The organism is Sanguibacteroides sp. AM78-02pH3A (assembly GCF_027666085.1).
Classification (GTDB): domain Bacteria; phylum Bacteroidota; class Bacteroidia; order Bacteroidales; family Marinifilaceae; genus Gabonibacter; species Gabonibacter massiliensis.
The window spans coordinates 1-16,320 of record NZ_JAQEHX010000009.1 but is presented as its reverse complement, the minus strand read 5'-3'; the positions used below and the strand labels follow the sequence as shown (position 1 = coordinate 16,320).

10 protein-coding genes are annotated in these 16,320 nt (G+C 40.3%); all 10 read right to left on the bottom strand.

Going from position 1 to position 16,320, the window contains the following annotated elements:
- Positions 1-6: 6 nt before the first annotated feature.
- Positions 7-3,447 carry a SusC/RagA family TonB-linked outer membrane protein gene (locus PGR74_RS11885; RefSeq protein WP_270517240.1) on the bottom strand — a complete coding sequence of 1,147 codons (3,441 nt, stop codon included), beginning with the start codon at positions 3,445-3,447 and terminating at the stop codon, positions 7-9.
- A gap of 75 nt (positions 3,448-3,522) precedes the next feature.
- Positions 3,523-4,707: a FecR family protein gene (locus tag PGR74_RS11880; protein WP_270517238.1), complete on the bottom strand. Its 1,185-nt coding sequence runs from the start codon at positions 4,705-4,707 to the stop codon at positions 3,523-3,525.
- A gap of 166 nt (positions 4,708-4,873) precedes the next feature.
- Entirely contained in the window at positions 4,874-7,174 is a 2,301-nt protein-coding gene (locus tag PGR74_RS11875) for a Gldg family protein (protein WP_270517237.1), read from the bottom strand.
- A gap of 18 nt (positions 7,175-7,192) precedes the next feature.
- Positions 7,193-8,125, bottom strand: a complete 933-nt coding sequence (locus PGR74_RS11870; protein WP_270517235.1) for an ABC transporter ATP-binding protein — start codon at positions 8,123-8,125, stop codon at positions 7,193-7,195.
- A gap of 50 nt (positions 8,126-8,175) precedes the next feature.
- Positions 8,176-10,476 carry a Gldg family protein gene (locus PGR74_RS11865; protein WP_059025349.1) on the bottom strand — a complete coding sequence of 767 codons (2,301 nt, stop codon included), beginning with the start codon at positions 10,474-10,476 and terminating at the stop codon, positions 8,176-8,178.
- Positions 10,477-10,496: 20 nt separating this feature from the next.
- Positions 10,497-11,423 (bottom strand): ABC transporter ATP-binding protein, encoded by a 927-nt coding sequence (locus tag PGR74_RS11860; protein ID WP_059025350.1) that lies wholly within the window; start codon positions 11,421-11,423, stop codon positions 10,497-10,499.
- A gap of 200 nt (positions 11,424-11,623) precedes the next feature.
- The gene (locus tag PGR74_RS11855; RefSeq protein WP_059025351.1) at positions 11,624-12,178 is read right to left on the bottom strand and encodes an RNA polymerase sigma factor; all 555 of its coding nucleotides are present in this window, start codon (positions 12,176-12,178) and stop codon (positions 11,624-11,626) included.
- A gap of 523 nt (positions 12,179-12,701) precedes the next feature.
- On the bottom strand, positions 12,702-14,201 hold the full coding sequence (gene hutH / locus PGR74_RS11850; protein WP_041504878.1) for a histidine ammonia-lyase: 1,500 nt from the start codon (positions 14,199-14,201) through the stop codon (positions 12,702-12,704).
- A 169-nt stretch (positions 14,202-14,370) separates the two neighbouring features.
- Positions 14,371-15,732, bottom strand: a complete 1,362-nt coding sequence (hisS, locus tag PGR74_RS11845) for a histidine--tRNA ligase (RefSeq protein ID WP_041501950.1) — start codon at positions 15,730-15,732, stop codon at positions 14,371-14,373.
- Between the two features lie 200 nt (positions 15,733-15,932).
- Positions 15,933-16,320, bottom strand: a 388-nt coding sequence (locus tag PGR74_RS11840) for a hypothetical protein (protein WP_270517230.1), incomplete at its 5' end; no start/stop codon positions are given.

Sequence of the window (16,320 nt, the reverse complement as noted above, 5' to 3'; positions counted from 1 at the left end):
TACAATTTAAAAACTGGCCTTTATTGAGAAACTGAAAGATCTTGCAAAGGGATAACTCAATCCGCGTTCTGCCTTTACCGTACTCCATCTGAAGATTTCGCTGCCACCTATTTCTAAACGCAACATGCTTAAGCGACAAGCTCTCATCCAGCTTGCCTCTCTGTCGAAATCATATCCGAGGGTAACGGAGTTCAAAGACAACCAGTTGTTATCTTCAACAAAACGAGAGGAAGGACGGGTCGTTTCTTCCGATTGGTTGGCTATTCCTAAATTAATTTTACGGTATTTCGCGATATCTCCGGGTTCTTTCCAACGCTCTTTCAATACGCGTTTATCCACGTTTGTGGTACGGATGTTAACATTTTCAACTTTGTCTACTAAAGTCTGGTTATAGATCTGACCTCCCCATTCATATGAAAAGGTAACGAATAAACTGAAATTTTTATACGTTGCATTCATACCGAACGATCCTTTTGCTTTGGGCTCCTCATTTCCCAGGATAACCTGATCGTTGGCATTCCACAGATCGGTTAACGTTCCGTCTTTTTTCACTAATATTTCATTGCCGCTGGCAGGATCGATTCCTAATGAGCGGACTCCGAAAATGGACGTTAGCGAGCCTCCCTCTTCAAATTGACGGAAGGGTTTGGTATTCGATCCGTCATATCGGCTACTATTCGTGAAATGATCGTTAACCTGGTTGTTATAATCTTTTAAACTTTGGGCGATTTCCAGTAGTTTGTCCTCGTTGTGAGCCAAGTTGGCAAACAGGGCGAGAAAAAGATTTCCTTTTGAGATCAGGTTGCTTCTCATGTTGATTTCGAATCCGGTTTTCCGTAATTTCCCGATGTTATCCACGTAGGTCGTGAAACCGGTTGAACTGCGGATCGTTACGCTATTGACCAGATCAACGGTTTTTTCGTTGTAATAGTTGAAATCGACATAGAAAGCCTGTTTCAATAAACCTAATTCGATACCGAGGTTGATCTTATTCGTGGTTTCCCAAGTTAAATCTTTGTTTCCTAATGCTTTTAAGGATGCTCCGTATCCGGTTTTGTACCACTCTTCCGAAAGAATTTCGTACGTGGTTCTCGCTTGATAGGGGGCAAAATTTACTTTACCGGTTTGTCCGTAAGTACCTTTAATTTTCAATTGTTCGATAATGGAGTTATTTTTTAGAAAGGCATAATTATGGATATTGATACCGGCTCCTGTTGACCAGAAGGTGGCGTATTTGTTGTCTACTCCAAATTCGGAAGAACCGTCAACGCGAATAGAGGCATCGAATAGATAGATATTGTTGTAGCTATAGTTAACTAAGCCCACGAATCCGATTAACCGGGTAGAATTTTCCGAATAAGACGGTTTTTGAACGATTGTTTGTGCGTAGTTTGGAGAACAAAGACTCCCTGACGGGAAACCTCTGTAAAAGGCCGAATTTCCAGTCGTTTTGGTTGAGCGGGCGTTTATTCCGGCCAAAGCATTGATGTTGTGTTTGTTGATGTTGCGGTTATAAGATGCCTGGAAATTTAAGTTCCAGTTAAAATTTTTTCCGTCGTTGGTTCTAAGCTCTCCAGAAGAGGTATTGTAAGAGCTGAGTGGTTGAGAATTTCTTTTCGATAGCGGATCTAAGAATTTTTTACCGTCGTTCACTTCTTTGGTTATGCTGAACTCTCCTTTAATCAACAAGTGGTTTGTCGCGTACCAATTGATGCTGAGATTATTGGTAATCTCTTCGGTAGAGGATTTTTCAAAACTTCCCAAAGTCGATTCGTATAGAGGGTTGGGCTTGTTCAGAGTTTCTCCCCAACCATCCAAATTTTCCAAATAACGTCCGAATTTGTCTTTGTACACATCGTAAGGTTGTGCTTTCGTGTATTCGGAGAAACTTCCGAAAGGGGACTCTTGGGATCTTACAACAGTATAGGAGACCTGATTTTTTACCTGTAAGGATTTTAACCGGTAATCTATATATAAGGCCACGCCAAATCTGTTTCGAAAAGACTCTTTCATAATACCGTCCTGATTATGGTAAGAAACATCTAACCCGAAACGCAAGGCTTCTGAACCTCCTTCCACGAAAAGGGCATGTTTATGATTAAAGGTTGTTCTCAAAGGTAACGAAAGCCAGTAGGTATCGACACCTTTGGCTACATTAGCCTGTTTCCTGTGATAAATCTTTTCAAGGGTTACCCTGTCATATTCGTCTTCCGCCTCGAAGATACCGGCACGAACTTCCGTTTCGAGTTTTTCCGCCGCATTCGTCAGGTTGTAATCGGTTAAGTCCGGCATGGTAATCTCACTATCGAAACTATAAGAGACATTGATACTTCCGGCTTTCGGGGCAACGGTTGTAATAACTACAACTCCGTTGGCAGCTCGCGAGCCGTACATGGCCGTGGCGGCGGCATCTTTTAGGATGGTGACCGATTCGATCCGCGTGGGATCCATATCGTATAATTTTTGTACGCTGATTTCGAAACCGTCCATGATAAACGTCGGCAGGTTCGGGTTGTCTTTTAACGCCGATTTGGAAATATAGCCTTGTGCCTGATCGGCTTTTAATTTATCCAATTCTTTTAATCCGATTCCGGAACGGCCGCGAATATACATTTCAGGCAAGGCGTTCGGGTCGGATCCCCATTCGTTATTGGTTTGAATACGAAAAGAGGGATCAAAAACCTGTAATGCCTTGATCACATTGGTCTTGGATACTTTTAACAGTTCCTCTCTATGGATGGTTACGGAAGAACCCGTAAAACTCTCTTTACGGATATTGGCAATACCGGTAATAACGACTTCGTCGACTTCTGTTACGTCTTCTTTCATTCTGATGATCAAATCTTTATTATCATCTTTGCGATCCTCTTTTAAACGATGCTCTACGGTTTGCATCCCGATAAACGAAAAGACCAAAATCGTACTGTCTAACTTGGGTATTTCCAATTTGAATTCACCGTTTATTCCGGTAGCGATGCCGAGTGTCGTTCCTTTGATGATAACAGAAACCCCGGGCAGAGGCAAACCTTTATCGTCCATAACCTTTCCTTTGATTACACGAGGCTTGTAGTCCTCCCGAACTTTTTGTTGGGGGCGAATGATGATCACTCCGTTTTGGATTTCATATGATAGTTGGGTATTGGCTAAAATTTTTTGTAAAAATTCTTCGATGGTAGCATCTTTGATATCGATATCCCGTTTCCCGTATTTTTGGACTTCTTCGATACGATACAGAAACTTGTATTCTGTTTCTGCCCGGACACTTTTAATTAACTCATCGATGGTTGCATTTTGCATTTTTAAAGTCAACCTTCCGTGTTGTGATGTATTTCCGGCTTGTAGTGAAAACGTGGAAATCAGAGTAAGCAATAGAGTTGCTCGCAGAATGGTTAACGTTTTTTTGTATCTTTGATGTAAATCAAAGACATAGATTCGTTTTTTTTCCATAAATTTGAGAATTTATTAATAGTCGATTAATAGATTAATAGGATACAGAAGATATTACCACTATCTTCTGTATTTTTATTTATGAGTTTTATTTATAATCACATTTTTCCCGTTGATATTGAATTGAATATTGGTTGCTTTCTCAAGCATTTTTAGTACTTCACTGAAATCATCGTATCGTTCCAAATCTCCTGTAAAATGGAAACTCTTAACAGATTCGTTCGCGTAAAACAGATGAATATCGTACCATCGGCTCAATTTATTCATGATAGATTCAAGCGTTTCGTTTTCGAAAATAAATTTGCCTTCTCTCCAGGAAGATATGTGATCGGCATTTACTTCTCTGGACTTTAAAACTCGATTACTCGTATGGTAAACGGCTTGTTGGTTCGGTTTTAATTGGATCGACCGTTGTCCGTTGCTGACTAAAACAGAACCTTCGCTAAGTGTTGTTTCTATGGTATTTTCATCGGTATAGGCCTGTACGTTGAATTTTGTACCGAGAACTTTGATTGTTAATTTATCCGCCGTTCGAACGATGAATGGGGCAGAAGAATCTTTTGTCACGGAAAAAAAAGCCTCACCTTTTAAATTGACAATTCGTTTGTCTTTATCGAATCGGGTCGGGAAGGAGATTTCCGTTTCCGAATTTAACCAAACGGTGGTTTCATCCGGTAAAATTAGAATAAATTCCCCTCCGCGAGGAGTACGGATCGTATCGATCTTAACGGGAACTAAGGAATCCGTTGTTGGGAAATAAGTTACTTTTTTCCCGTCATTGGTTATTTTTGTACCGTTTTTAAGCTGAATGGCCTGTTCTTCTTCATCAATTGATGATAGAGCTATTTTTTGTCCGTAGGAGGTAATCAACATGGCTTTTGAACTTCCCGGTACAATTTGTGCCGTAGGAGTTACAGCTTTTTCCGATTGAGGAGATTGAAAGAGGATGGAAAAACCGATAAACAGACTGATAGCTGCTGCCATACCGCCATAGACAAATAACTTTTTATTTCTCTTTCGGGGTATGAATAGGCGCTTCCGGGTTTTACTCCATGCCAGGGGGATATTAATTTGTTGTATGAATTGATCTCGTTCTTTTCTGTTTTCGGTAGAACAGATATCTTCAAATAGGATTCGATTGTTTTCGTCTGTCGCTTTCCATGCCTCCAGCTCAGCCTCTTCCTTTGGGGTTATGGTTTTGGCCAAGTATTTGGCTAAAAGTTGTGAAATCCTGTAACCTTCAGAATAATGTGTAGTCATTATTTTTATTTTAATGGGACCTTTTATTGACAGAACACAGCAAAAGTTGAAAAGGATGAATGAGAGTGTTTATTTTTTATAAATAATTGATTTGATGAAGAGACTGTCCGAAATTTTAGTTTCGGACAGCTCTTGGTTGTTGATACGAATGAATTGGATTATTGTATTATCTACTTTTTCTGAACCACCACATTCTCAGACTGATAAATACTAATATGCCGGGAAGAAGTCCCATGAATAGTAGTTTTAACCAGATTTCAGAACCTTCTCCTATGTAAGCTTTATCATCAGAGGGGCGAGGTCGGCTCGTGTCTACCGGGAATTCACCGTAACTGAGATCGCCGAATGAATTTGTAATCAAGGAAAAGTTAGAACTCCTCACTCCCTCTCGCGAGGTGGTTAATTCTCCGTTTCCGATGCAGTCGGCATCTCCCCATACGAAGATACGTTGTTCCTTTTCTCCTACCCGACGCGTTAATTCGACAACAACCGGAATCGTTCGTTCCTCCTCTCCGACTTGGGAGTTGTAAATAGGTTGATTATCAATAAAATCTGTCGTTTCTAATTCGTTCCAGGCTCCTTCTTCGTTGGTGGTGACAAGAGGAGTGACTTTGAATTCTTTTTCTTCTAAGATTTTGATTCCTACGGCTCCCGGCATTGTAATTTTATATTTTCCTCTCCATAGTTTTTGATACCCTTTGGACGATTGTGCTGCTGCTTCGGTAATGTTGCCAAAAATCAAATCGGCCGTGAAATCTTTGGAGGGTTGGACTAAGATTCCTGGCATAAATTCAAGTCCGAGAAAAGAGAGAAGGGGATTCATTATGTGTTGACGGTAGGGTTCTCCCGATAGGATCATATTTCCTCCTCTGTCTATATACTCTTTGATTTTGGTTAATTCTTCCGGTGCTAAAACCGTTCTGGGTTCTGCTATGACAAGTATATCGATATCTTCCGGGATATTTTTTTGCTCGTCTAATCTTAACAAGGTTACGTCGAATCCTTGGTTCGGTAACGAGTAGCGGAAGGTGAGATCTCTGACGAAAGCTCCGTAATCCCGTTCTCCTGCCCCGTCTACGTTTCTTTCTCCGTGTCCCGTAAGGAAGGCAACTTTGGGAGGTTTCGTGACGAGACGTTTTAAAGCAGCCGTAAACTCACTTTCTGTCGGAGTGCGCCGTATGTCTTCATAAAATCGCAAGAATGATTTCTGACCGTTTTCCCGTTCGATAACCCGAACCAATCGGTATCCTTCCCCGGAGAGATCGATTTGTCGATTGATTTGTTCCGGGGTGAGGAACATGGCGGTGTCCCATTCCATGACTTTACATATTTCTTGGACCCGCTGTTCGGGGGTTAATCCGGGATAACGCCTGTCCATATAAGGATTATAGCAGGGATGATAGTAATATACGTATTTGATTTCGGTTTCCGGTTTAAAACGTACATATTTTTCAAATTCTTCGAAATCGTATTTTCTTCGATCGGGCATTGCCCGCCAATAGTTATCCTCTAAAATATTGACATAAGTAGTGATCGTTAAACCTCCTGTTAGTTTTTTCATTACCTCCTGACTGTTGGGCGTTAACGTGTTTATTTTAGTTTCTGTGGTGTCGTAGAAACTCATAAACTGGGGTCGGGAAGATATATAACCGAGTAAAAGGGCTATGATAATGACTGAAGCATACCGGAAGAGGACAACGTATGGCTTGTGCCGTTTCCGTTCAGAACCTAATTTCAGAATGGAAAGAGTTAAGAATAAAGTTATCACGATAATAAAATAAAGTACGTCTTCGCTGCAAATCAGACCATCCAACAGGGTGGATGACCGCCCCGAGATCGACAGCCAATAGGTTATTTCTCTAACAAACTCCATGTTTTGTCCTACCTCTTTGATGAAGTTTAATACAGTTAGAAGAGCTAATGTTCCTATTGCGGCAACCACTTGATAAGAGGTCAGGCAAGACATAAAGAGACCGATCGCCGCGTAAGTACACGTGACTAAAAATACTCCCAGCAATCCGGACAAAAGTTGGGGAAGATCGATGTTTTTTATGGCAAAAGCGGTAAATATGATATATATGGAGAGAATGGCAATTAGGATCAACGCGTAGATGATCATGGCCAAGTATTTTCCAAATATGATTTGTTTGTTGGTTACAGGAGAAGAGAAAAGTAATTTGATGGATCCGCTATAAAATTCTCTACTCATTAATCCCATGGTTAAAAGAGGAATATATAAATATAAATTATCGAGCATTTTAGAGAAAACTCCGTTGTAGTTGGAAAAAAGTCTGGAAGTTATACCTGAAAGGTTGTAACCCAATGCCTGATAACGTATCACGTCCGAGTATACATCCGCGTAGGTCATCCCTGCTTGAAAGGTGAAAATGATTAGAATCAGCCACGCTATCGGGGAGAAAAACAGCGTGCTTAGTTCTGTTTTGGTGATTCTGAATAATGTTCTCATAATGTATCTTTACTATTTTTATTTGTGTGATCTTTTTCCGGACAATTGAGCGAAGATTTCATCTAATGATTCTTTATCAAGGTGAATTTCACGAAGTTCCCATCCATTGTAGATACTTTGCTCTACCATCCTTTCGGTAATGTTCCTGGGTGCGTCGAATTGAATCCGGTAAATCGAGTTATCGAGAGGTTCAACTCGTTTTACGCCTTCTAATGCCTGTAATTCTTCTATTGCGGGAGGATTATCCAGAGTAACCAGAAAGGCGGTCGGTTCCACGTAATTATCAAAATCATCCATGCTCCCCGAAAAAACGACTCTTCCTTGTTCGATCATTTTAATATTGTCACAACTGGCCTGTACTTCTGAAAGAATATGAGTGGAGAGCATGACTGTTCGGTCTGTTGCGATCTCTTTGATAAGGTTGCGAATCTCTACGATCTGATTGGGGTCTAATCCGTTTGTCGGTTCGTCTAAAACGACAAAACTGGGGTTATGAACAATGGCTTGTGCAATGCCGACCCGTTGTTGGTATCCCCCCGATAGGTTTCGGATTAGTCTTTTGCTGAAATGAGTAATGCAACATTTTTCTTTGGCTGTATCTATCGCTTTTTTTATTTTGTTTCTTTCTACCAGATGCAGATGGGCGCATAGGGTTAAATATTCGTCTACCGTCAAATCGGGATATAGCGGGGGTTTTTGAGGAAGGAAACCGATATGGCGTTTAGCCTCTACCGGATTTTCCCGTAAATTGATACCGTTTAGATATACTTCTCCTTCTGTTTGGTTTAGTACACCGCATATGATATTCATGGTGGTGGATTTACCTGCTCCGTTGGAACCTAATAATCCGAGGATACCTTTCTCTTTGATTTCGAAGTTAATATCACGGATAGCCCATTGAACACTATATCTGTGGGAGAGATGTTCTACTCTTACGACTGATTCTTCCATGTGTTTTTGATATATAATAATAGATGATGATTTACAGGATAGGATTCGCGTTATTTTCTTTTTCTTCTAATCCAAGTCATGATGCTTAATAGGAATAAACAACCCGGTATAACACCCATGGCTGCTGTTTTAATCCAGGTTGAAGCTTGAATGGACAACTTTATTTTTTTATCCGGGAGATTCGGACGATCCGTAGCGATGGGATACTCATCGTAAGAAAGCCATTTGAATGTACCTGTTACGAATTGGTGATTGGCTATATAAATTCCATTCCGTCGTTTACCCAGTTCTCCGTTGCTGATGCAGTCCGCATCGCCGACAATCATAATTCTTTGTTCTTTATCGTGGAGTTTACGACTTAAAGCGAGAACGACGGAATTGGCCTGTTCCACTTCCCCGGCTTGGGTATTGACCGTGAGTACGGCATCCTGAAAGTTGGTCGTTTCTAATTCGTTCCAACTTTTTTGTTGCGGACTCCGGGCGACGGGACATACATCGAACCCTTTGTTCGTCACGTAGTTTAAGCCGCAGGCAGAAGGAAAAGCAAAAGAATAACCGTGGTAGCGGGTCAGTCTGAATGAAGGAAATCGTTCTGCCGCTTCATCCGTAATTTCTCCGATGATTAAGGTAGGAGAAAAATCCTCTTTGTTGTCCTGTACAAGGATTCCCGGCATGAGTTGAACTCCGAAATTAGCTAAGATGGGATTCATGAATTCCTGACGTTGGGGTTCTCCCAAGATAAACAGGTTACCCCCTTTATCAATATAGCGTTTCAAACGCTCTTGCTCTAACGGGTCCAGGGGCGTTTTCATGTCGGCAATAATCAGTATGTCGATGTCTTGAGGAACTTCCTCCTCTTTAAGAGAAAGGGTTGTTACATCGAATCCTTGATTGATCAATGAATGTCTGAAATAAACATCGGTGGCAAAACGTTTGTAATAACGATCTCCGCCACTCGTGATGTTCCGTTCTTCGTGTCCGATGAGGAAGGCCAACCGGGGACTTTTTACTAAAAAGCGTTTTAAAGCTGCTGTAATCTCGGTTTCGGAAGGATGCTTCTCCATATCATCGTAAACTCGTAGTACTGCTTTTTGGCCGTTATCTCTTTCTATAAGACGAACGAAACGATTTTCTTCCGGGCTTAAATCGATTATTTTTTTTATCTCTTCGGGTGACAGGAACATGTTGAAGTTTAGTTTATCCACTTTACAAAGTTTTTCTGCTTTTTCCTTGTCGCTTAATCCGGGATAGCGACTTTCAAGAGATTCATCTTTGGCATGATCGTAATAGTAAACATACTTCATTTTAATCTCTGGCTTAAAACGAATGTATTTCTCGAACCTTTTGAAGTCGTCTTTTCTGTTCCGTGGCAGTCCTGTGTAACGGTTCTCTTCCAATAAATTGACATAGGTAGTAATTGTAAGTCCTCCTTCTATTTTTTTTACAATCTCTTGGCTGTTAGGAGTTAATGTATTGCTTTTTGTTGCTGTTACATCGTAATAGTATTTTGCATGGGGAAGAGTACTCAAATAACCGATAAATAGTGCGGAAATAATAACTGCACTGTATTGAAATATGGTTTTCGGTAAGCTTCGTTTTTTTCGTTCGGCTTGTAGCTTTATAACGGAGAGTGCGAGGAAAAGGAAAATAACGACAACAAAATAGATGACGTCTTCACTGCAGATCATACCTTCTAAAAACTCGTAAACTCTTCCCGAAATGGAGAGCCAATAGGTGATATCCCTAATGAAGTCAACGCCTTGTCCCATTTCTCCTACAAAATTCAAAAAACCGAGAACAGCAAGAGTACCCATGGCAGCGACAACCTGATAAGAGGTTAAAGTGGACATGAAAAGTCCGATGGCAGAATAAGCGCAGATCAATAAATATAAACCGAATACGGATGACAACGTCAAGGGAATATCCATATGGTCGATGGTGCATGCTCCGAATAGGATGTAAAGTAACCAAATGCAGATGAGAATAAAACCGTATGCCATCATGGAAAGATATTTACCCAAAATAATCTGTAAATTAGTGATGGGGGAAGCATAAAGTAGCTTGATGGAACCACTGCTAAATTCTCTACTCATTAATCCCATGGTTAAAAGAGGGATGTAAAGATAAAGATTACGAACCATTTTGGTGAAAATTCCCACATACCCTACGTATACTTGATGGGTTACACCGTAAAGTGAATGCCCTAAGGATTGGTTTTGTAGCTGTTTCCCGAAAACGTCGGAAAAGATCATTCCTGTCTGAAAAGCAAAAATAATGAGTACTAACCAGGCAACAGGAGAGAAAAACAATTGTCCTAATTCGGATTTTGCAAGTCTATATATAGTATTCATAAGTTATCTAATTTTGTATTTTAAAGATTCTTCCCGGATAATTGAGCGAAAATCGTATCTAACGACTCTCGTTCTAACACGATTTCACTTAATCTCCAACCGTTGGAAACACTTAATGCTGTTATTTTTTTGGTTATGTCGGGACTGTCTTTAAAGTGAACCCTGAAGCGTGTTCTGGTTAATGATTCGACATGTACGACGCCGGGTATTTGATTTAATATGGAAAGATCGGGAGGATTTTCCAATGTCATGACGAAAGTACTGGGTGCCATGTAATTATTGAAATTTCCGATGGAACCTGAAAAAACGACGTGACCGTGTTCAATCATTTTAATCTCGTCACAAGTGGCTTGTACTTCGGGCAAAATATGAGTGGAAAGCAATACGGATCGATCTTTGGCAATTTCTTTTATCAGGTTACGAATCTCCACTATTTGATTGGGATCCAGTCCGTTGGTCGGTTCGTCCAACACAACGAAACGGGGATGATGTACAATAGCTTGTGCTATACCAACCCGTTGCTGATAGCCTCCTGATAGATTTCGGATCAATCGATTGCTGACTTGGGTGATGCGACACCTTTCCATTGCTTCATCGACAGCTTGTTTTACTTTTTCTTTCTCGACAAGTCTTAAAATGGCACAATGTCGAAGGTACTCTTCAACTGTCAGATCCGGGTGTAAAGGAGGTTTTTGCGGTAAAAAACCGATATGCTTCTTGGCTTCGACCGGATTTTCACTTAAATTAATACCGTTGATATACACCTCTCCTTCGGTTTGATTCAGAACTCCACAAATAATATTCATAGTCGTGGATTTACCCGCCCCGTTAGAACCTAACAGACCGAGGATACCTTTTTCTTTTATTTCAAAATTGATATCCTTTATAGCCCATTGAATGCTATAACGATGAGAAAGATGTACAACTTTTACTACTGATTCTTCCATACATTCAATTTATTTTACAGATTTCCATACAATCAATCTTTTTTGCCATCGACTTGGCCGGAAAACGGGAAAATTCCGTGTTCCTTTTTAGAGAACACGACAAATATTAAAAAGGATGAATGGTAGATAATTTTTTCTTCAATAGAGATCAAAAATGGATTCTTCCATGTAAATGATAGAGTGTGAATGTATCTATTAATTTATTTTTGACTCAATAAAATCAATAAGAGGTAGAAATAGTCTTTAAGACTGTATTTTAAGTTGTGTATGGCATTGTATTTTAGTGTTTTAACACTATTGACAGATATGCCCATAATTTCAGATATCTCTTTATTTTGTTTACCTTCCAAAGTTAGTTTTATAATCTTTGCACTTTGAAGGGGTAATTTCTCTATGGCTTGTGTAAGGATTCGGTAAGTTTCTTCCTCGATAAGTCGGTTATGGAAAAGGATCTCCTGCCTTTCAACCTCGGGAGAGGTATATTCGATGGTCTCCTTTCTGTCTCTCAAGTGATTAAAACATAAATTTTTAACTGAAACATATAAAAAGGTTTTCAGGTTGGGAATACTATCGTAAGCCGTTCTTTTTTCCCATAATCGGACAAATGCCTCTTGTGCGATATCTTCTGCTGCAGCCTTATTTGCAATAAATTTCATCGCGATCCTGCACATGGACGGATAAAGTTCTTCAAATAATTTCCCGAATGCGTCTATATCACCACCTTTGATAGCTTCGTATGAAATACCTTCTGCCATATGCAAGCTAAAAATGTTCGTTTAATGATATACAACCTTATTGCCAAATGAAATTTTTAATTATTTTTAAACAAACTAATTATCAATTATTTCAAAAAAAATAGCAAATCATTTTTTTTTGTTACATTTGAACGCATTAAACGAACGTTTTATGTTATTCTTTTATACTTTTTTACTTGTTGGGAACGGTAGTTTGAACGTTTGAATGCATATGTTTTACTCATTCTGCAAGATGTAAAAAGGGAGCAAATGATGGCAAGATATTAAACGTGCGGGTGTTTACGAGCGGTATCGAACGAAATCGGACGATCCTGTCCCCGCGTGAGGTGGGGCATTGTTATGTACCTGATTGAAAGAGAATGATCATTTAATCAAGTACGTGAAAATACAGAATTTTCAATTTGGGAATTGTATTTTAAGCTTGTGCGGGCGATAGGAAGAATATCGTTTGAATTTTAAATAGAAGAATATAGGTTTGCGTGAAAACGACCAAGAGGCTTTATCCCCTCGGTCGTTATATTTATTATTTAAAATTAGCGAATTCGCCTTGATTTAAAAACTCGATGGCATTTTCAATGTCTTTGTACATCACCCGATCTTCTGCATTGAAAGGAACGATGCTACGGAATTCTGCCATGAAATCTTCCAAATAGGGAGAAGTTTTAGTGGGACGTTGCAAGTCGATGGCTTGTGCGGCATTCATAAGTTCTATGGCCAAGATCCTCTCCACGTTTTCCATCACTTTTACACTCTTCGTGGCGGCATTGCCTCCCATGCTGACATGATCTTCCTGTTCGTTGGATGAGGGAATAGAATCGACGGAACACGGGGTACACAGTTGTTTGTTTTTACTTACGATAGCTGCTGCTGCATATTGCGGGATCATAAATCCGGAGTTCAGTCCTGAATTGGCGACTAAAAATTCGGGTGTTTTACGGTCGCCGGCAATAAGCCGGTATGTTCTTCTTTCCGATATACTGCCTAATTCAGCTACGGCGATGCTTAAGAAATCCAGTACTAAGGCTAAGGGTTCTCCGTGGAAATTTCCTCCGGACAGGATCAGGTCATCTTCCAAAAAGATTGTCGGATTGTCCGTAACGGAATTGATCTCTCTTTCTACGACCGAGGCGACATAATTGATCGTATCTTTGACGGCTCCGTGAACTTGCGGTATGCAACGGAACGAATAAGGATCCTGCACGTGTGTTTTCTCTATTTGTTGGAATTCGGAACCCTCTAACAGGGAGCGTATATTACGGGCCGTCTCGATTTGTCCGGGATGAGGACGAGCCTCGTGAATTTGTGGTAAAAACGGATCGATGCGGCCATCGTAAGCCTCTAAAGAGAGAGCTCCGATAATATCGGCATATTTAGCTAATTTAAAAGCCTTTAATAAGGCGTATACAGCATGAGAACTCATGAATTGGGTTCCGTTCAATAAGGCTAAACCTTCTTTCGCTCCTAAAGCAATAGGCTCCCAACCGAATTTTTTATTGATCTCTTGCGCCGGGTAGATTTTATCTTTATAAAAGACTTCTCCTTCACCGATAATCGGCAAAAAGAGATTGGCTAACGGAGCTAAATCCCCGGAAGCACCTAACGAGCCTAATTCCCGAACGACAGGGAGCACGTCGCGATTGAACATATCGATGATTCGTTCCACTGTTTGAAGTTGTACCCCGGATTTGCCTAACGAGAGGGCGTGGGCTTTTAATAATAACATCAGGCGGATGATCTCTTTATGAATGGGAGTTCCGATGCTGCATGCATGGGACATGACCAGGTTGGCTTGCAGTTGGCTTAAGTCTTCTGTCGAGATACTTATTTTGCAAAGAGAGCCGAATCCGGTCGTGATACCGTATAAGGGTTTGTCTGATGTCGCAATTTTGTTGTCCAAATAGGCTTTACAATCGTTGATTCGTTTTTTGCTTTCTTCCGATAGGGCTAATTTATATTTTTGAGTTAAGATAGCCTCGATTGTTTCAAAGGTTAAAATATCAGGTGATATATAATGAGTTTTCATCTTGTTAACAATTAAAAATTAGAAATTATCAATATGTAAAACAGAGGATAACTATCCTCTAAACAGTAGGAAGGGGATTCTCATGGGAAACGGGTATCGAATCCGTGATTCTTTAAAGGACGCTGTTCTTTTTTATAGATTTGCATAATATAGAACTTATCGGTAGAGGTTATTTTAATTTTTCATATAGACGGTTGATTGCTACACTCTCCTGTTCTCCCGTTGCCATGTTTTTCAATGTTACCGTATGATTTGCCATCTCATTTTCTCCCACTAATGCTACATAAGGGATTCCTTTTTTGTCGGCGTAAGTCATTTGTTTTTTCATTTTTGCCGTATCCGGATAGATCTCTGCATTGATGCCCTGATCCCGTAAGTTTTTCAGAAGTGGGAGACAAAATGCTTCCTCGCGTTTTCCGAAATTGACGAACAGAATACGGGTCGTAGTGGTAGTATCTTTGGGGAATAGATCCAATTGATTCATGACGTCGAAAATACGATCGGCTCCAAAAGATATACCTACGCCGGACATGTTTTTCATGCCGAAGATACCGGTTAGGTCATCGTAGCGTCCTCCTCCCGTGATGCTTCCGATTTCCGCGTCTTTCGCTTTCACCTCAAATATAGCTCCCGTGTAATAGCTTAAACCTCTGGCGAGGGTAAGGTCTAATTTTATATCGGTTGCAATGTTCAGCTCCTTTATGTATTGAAAGACCGTAATTAATTCCTCAACGCCTTTTAGACCCGTTTCGCTTTCTTGAAGTATATGCTGTAAAGAGTTCAATTTTTCTTCGTTACTACCCTGCAAATTCAATATGGGTTGCAGTTTTTGGATGGACTCTTCGGAAATTCCTTTTTCCCGCAGTTCTGCATTTACGCTTTCTGCACCGATTTTATCCATTTTGTCAATGGCGACCGTAATGTCGGTCAGTTTGTCGGAAGCACCGATTGTTTCGGCGATTCCGGCCAAGACTTTGCGGTTATTGATCAGTAGGCGTACGTTGATTTTTAAACGACGGTATACTTCATCTACGATTTGGATAAGTTCTACCTCGTTTAATAGGGAATCACTACCGACTACATCCACGTCGCATTGATAGAATTCCCGGTAACGTCCTTTTTGAGGACGATCGGCTCTCCATACGGGTTGAATTTGATAGCGTTTGAATGGAAAGCTGATTTCGTTTTGATGCTGAACGACAAAGCGGGCAAATGGGACCGTTAAGTCGTATCTTAATCCTTTTTCACAGATTTTATTCGTAAGTCGGGGAATGTTTCTCTCTTCGATCTCGTTATTGGAGACGGAGGATAGAAAATCACCGGAGTTAAGGATTTTAAAGAGTAGCTTATCTCCTTCCTCCCCGTATTTTCCCATCAATGTCGATAGATTTTCCATAGCCGGTGTTTCCAATGGAAGGTATCCGTAAAGTTTGAATACGGATTTGATCGTATCGAATATGTAATTCCGTTTCACCATGATTTCAGGTGAATAATCTCTTGTGCCTTTGGGTATGGATGGAATTTGTGCCATGGTCGGTTTTAGATTTATGTTTTTAATATATTAGGACGGACAATGTATTGCCTTTTCGCCTAAAATTTACGTTAATCTCTCATTTTTCTGCTGCAAATATAGAAGATAAAAATGATAATTGGCAATTGAAAATTGACAATTGTAAAATGCCCTTGGTCGATGTATGGAGTATTTGACCACCTTTTATGTACCCCGTGTTTTTATTCGAAGCGATCGATTCTCGATTTTCCTCTCGCGTGAAAACGCGTTAGTTTCTTTTTTTTCAAACGATTCATCCGCAGGATGATAGCTTCCCGTTTGATTTTTTCCTGGAAAAAATGTGATAAAAAATTTGGAAAAGGGGATAAAGTTGTTTTATCTTTGCACCCGCTTTCCGGAGGGGTAGCGAGATGAAACGGGCCTGGAGGTGTTGAACGAGGGGGTTGAAAAAAGTTCGAAAAAATAGTGAAAAAGATTTGGAAGGTAAGAATAAATGGTGTTATCTTTGCGTCCGCTTTCGCCGTTAAAAAAGGGGGAAGCCGGTAGATAGAGAGACGAGTTCTTGAATATATTGAAGTGAAAAAGACGAACAAGCGAGCGCGAGCCGTC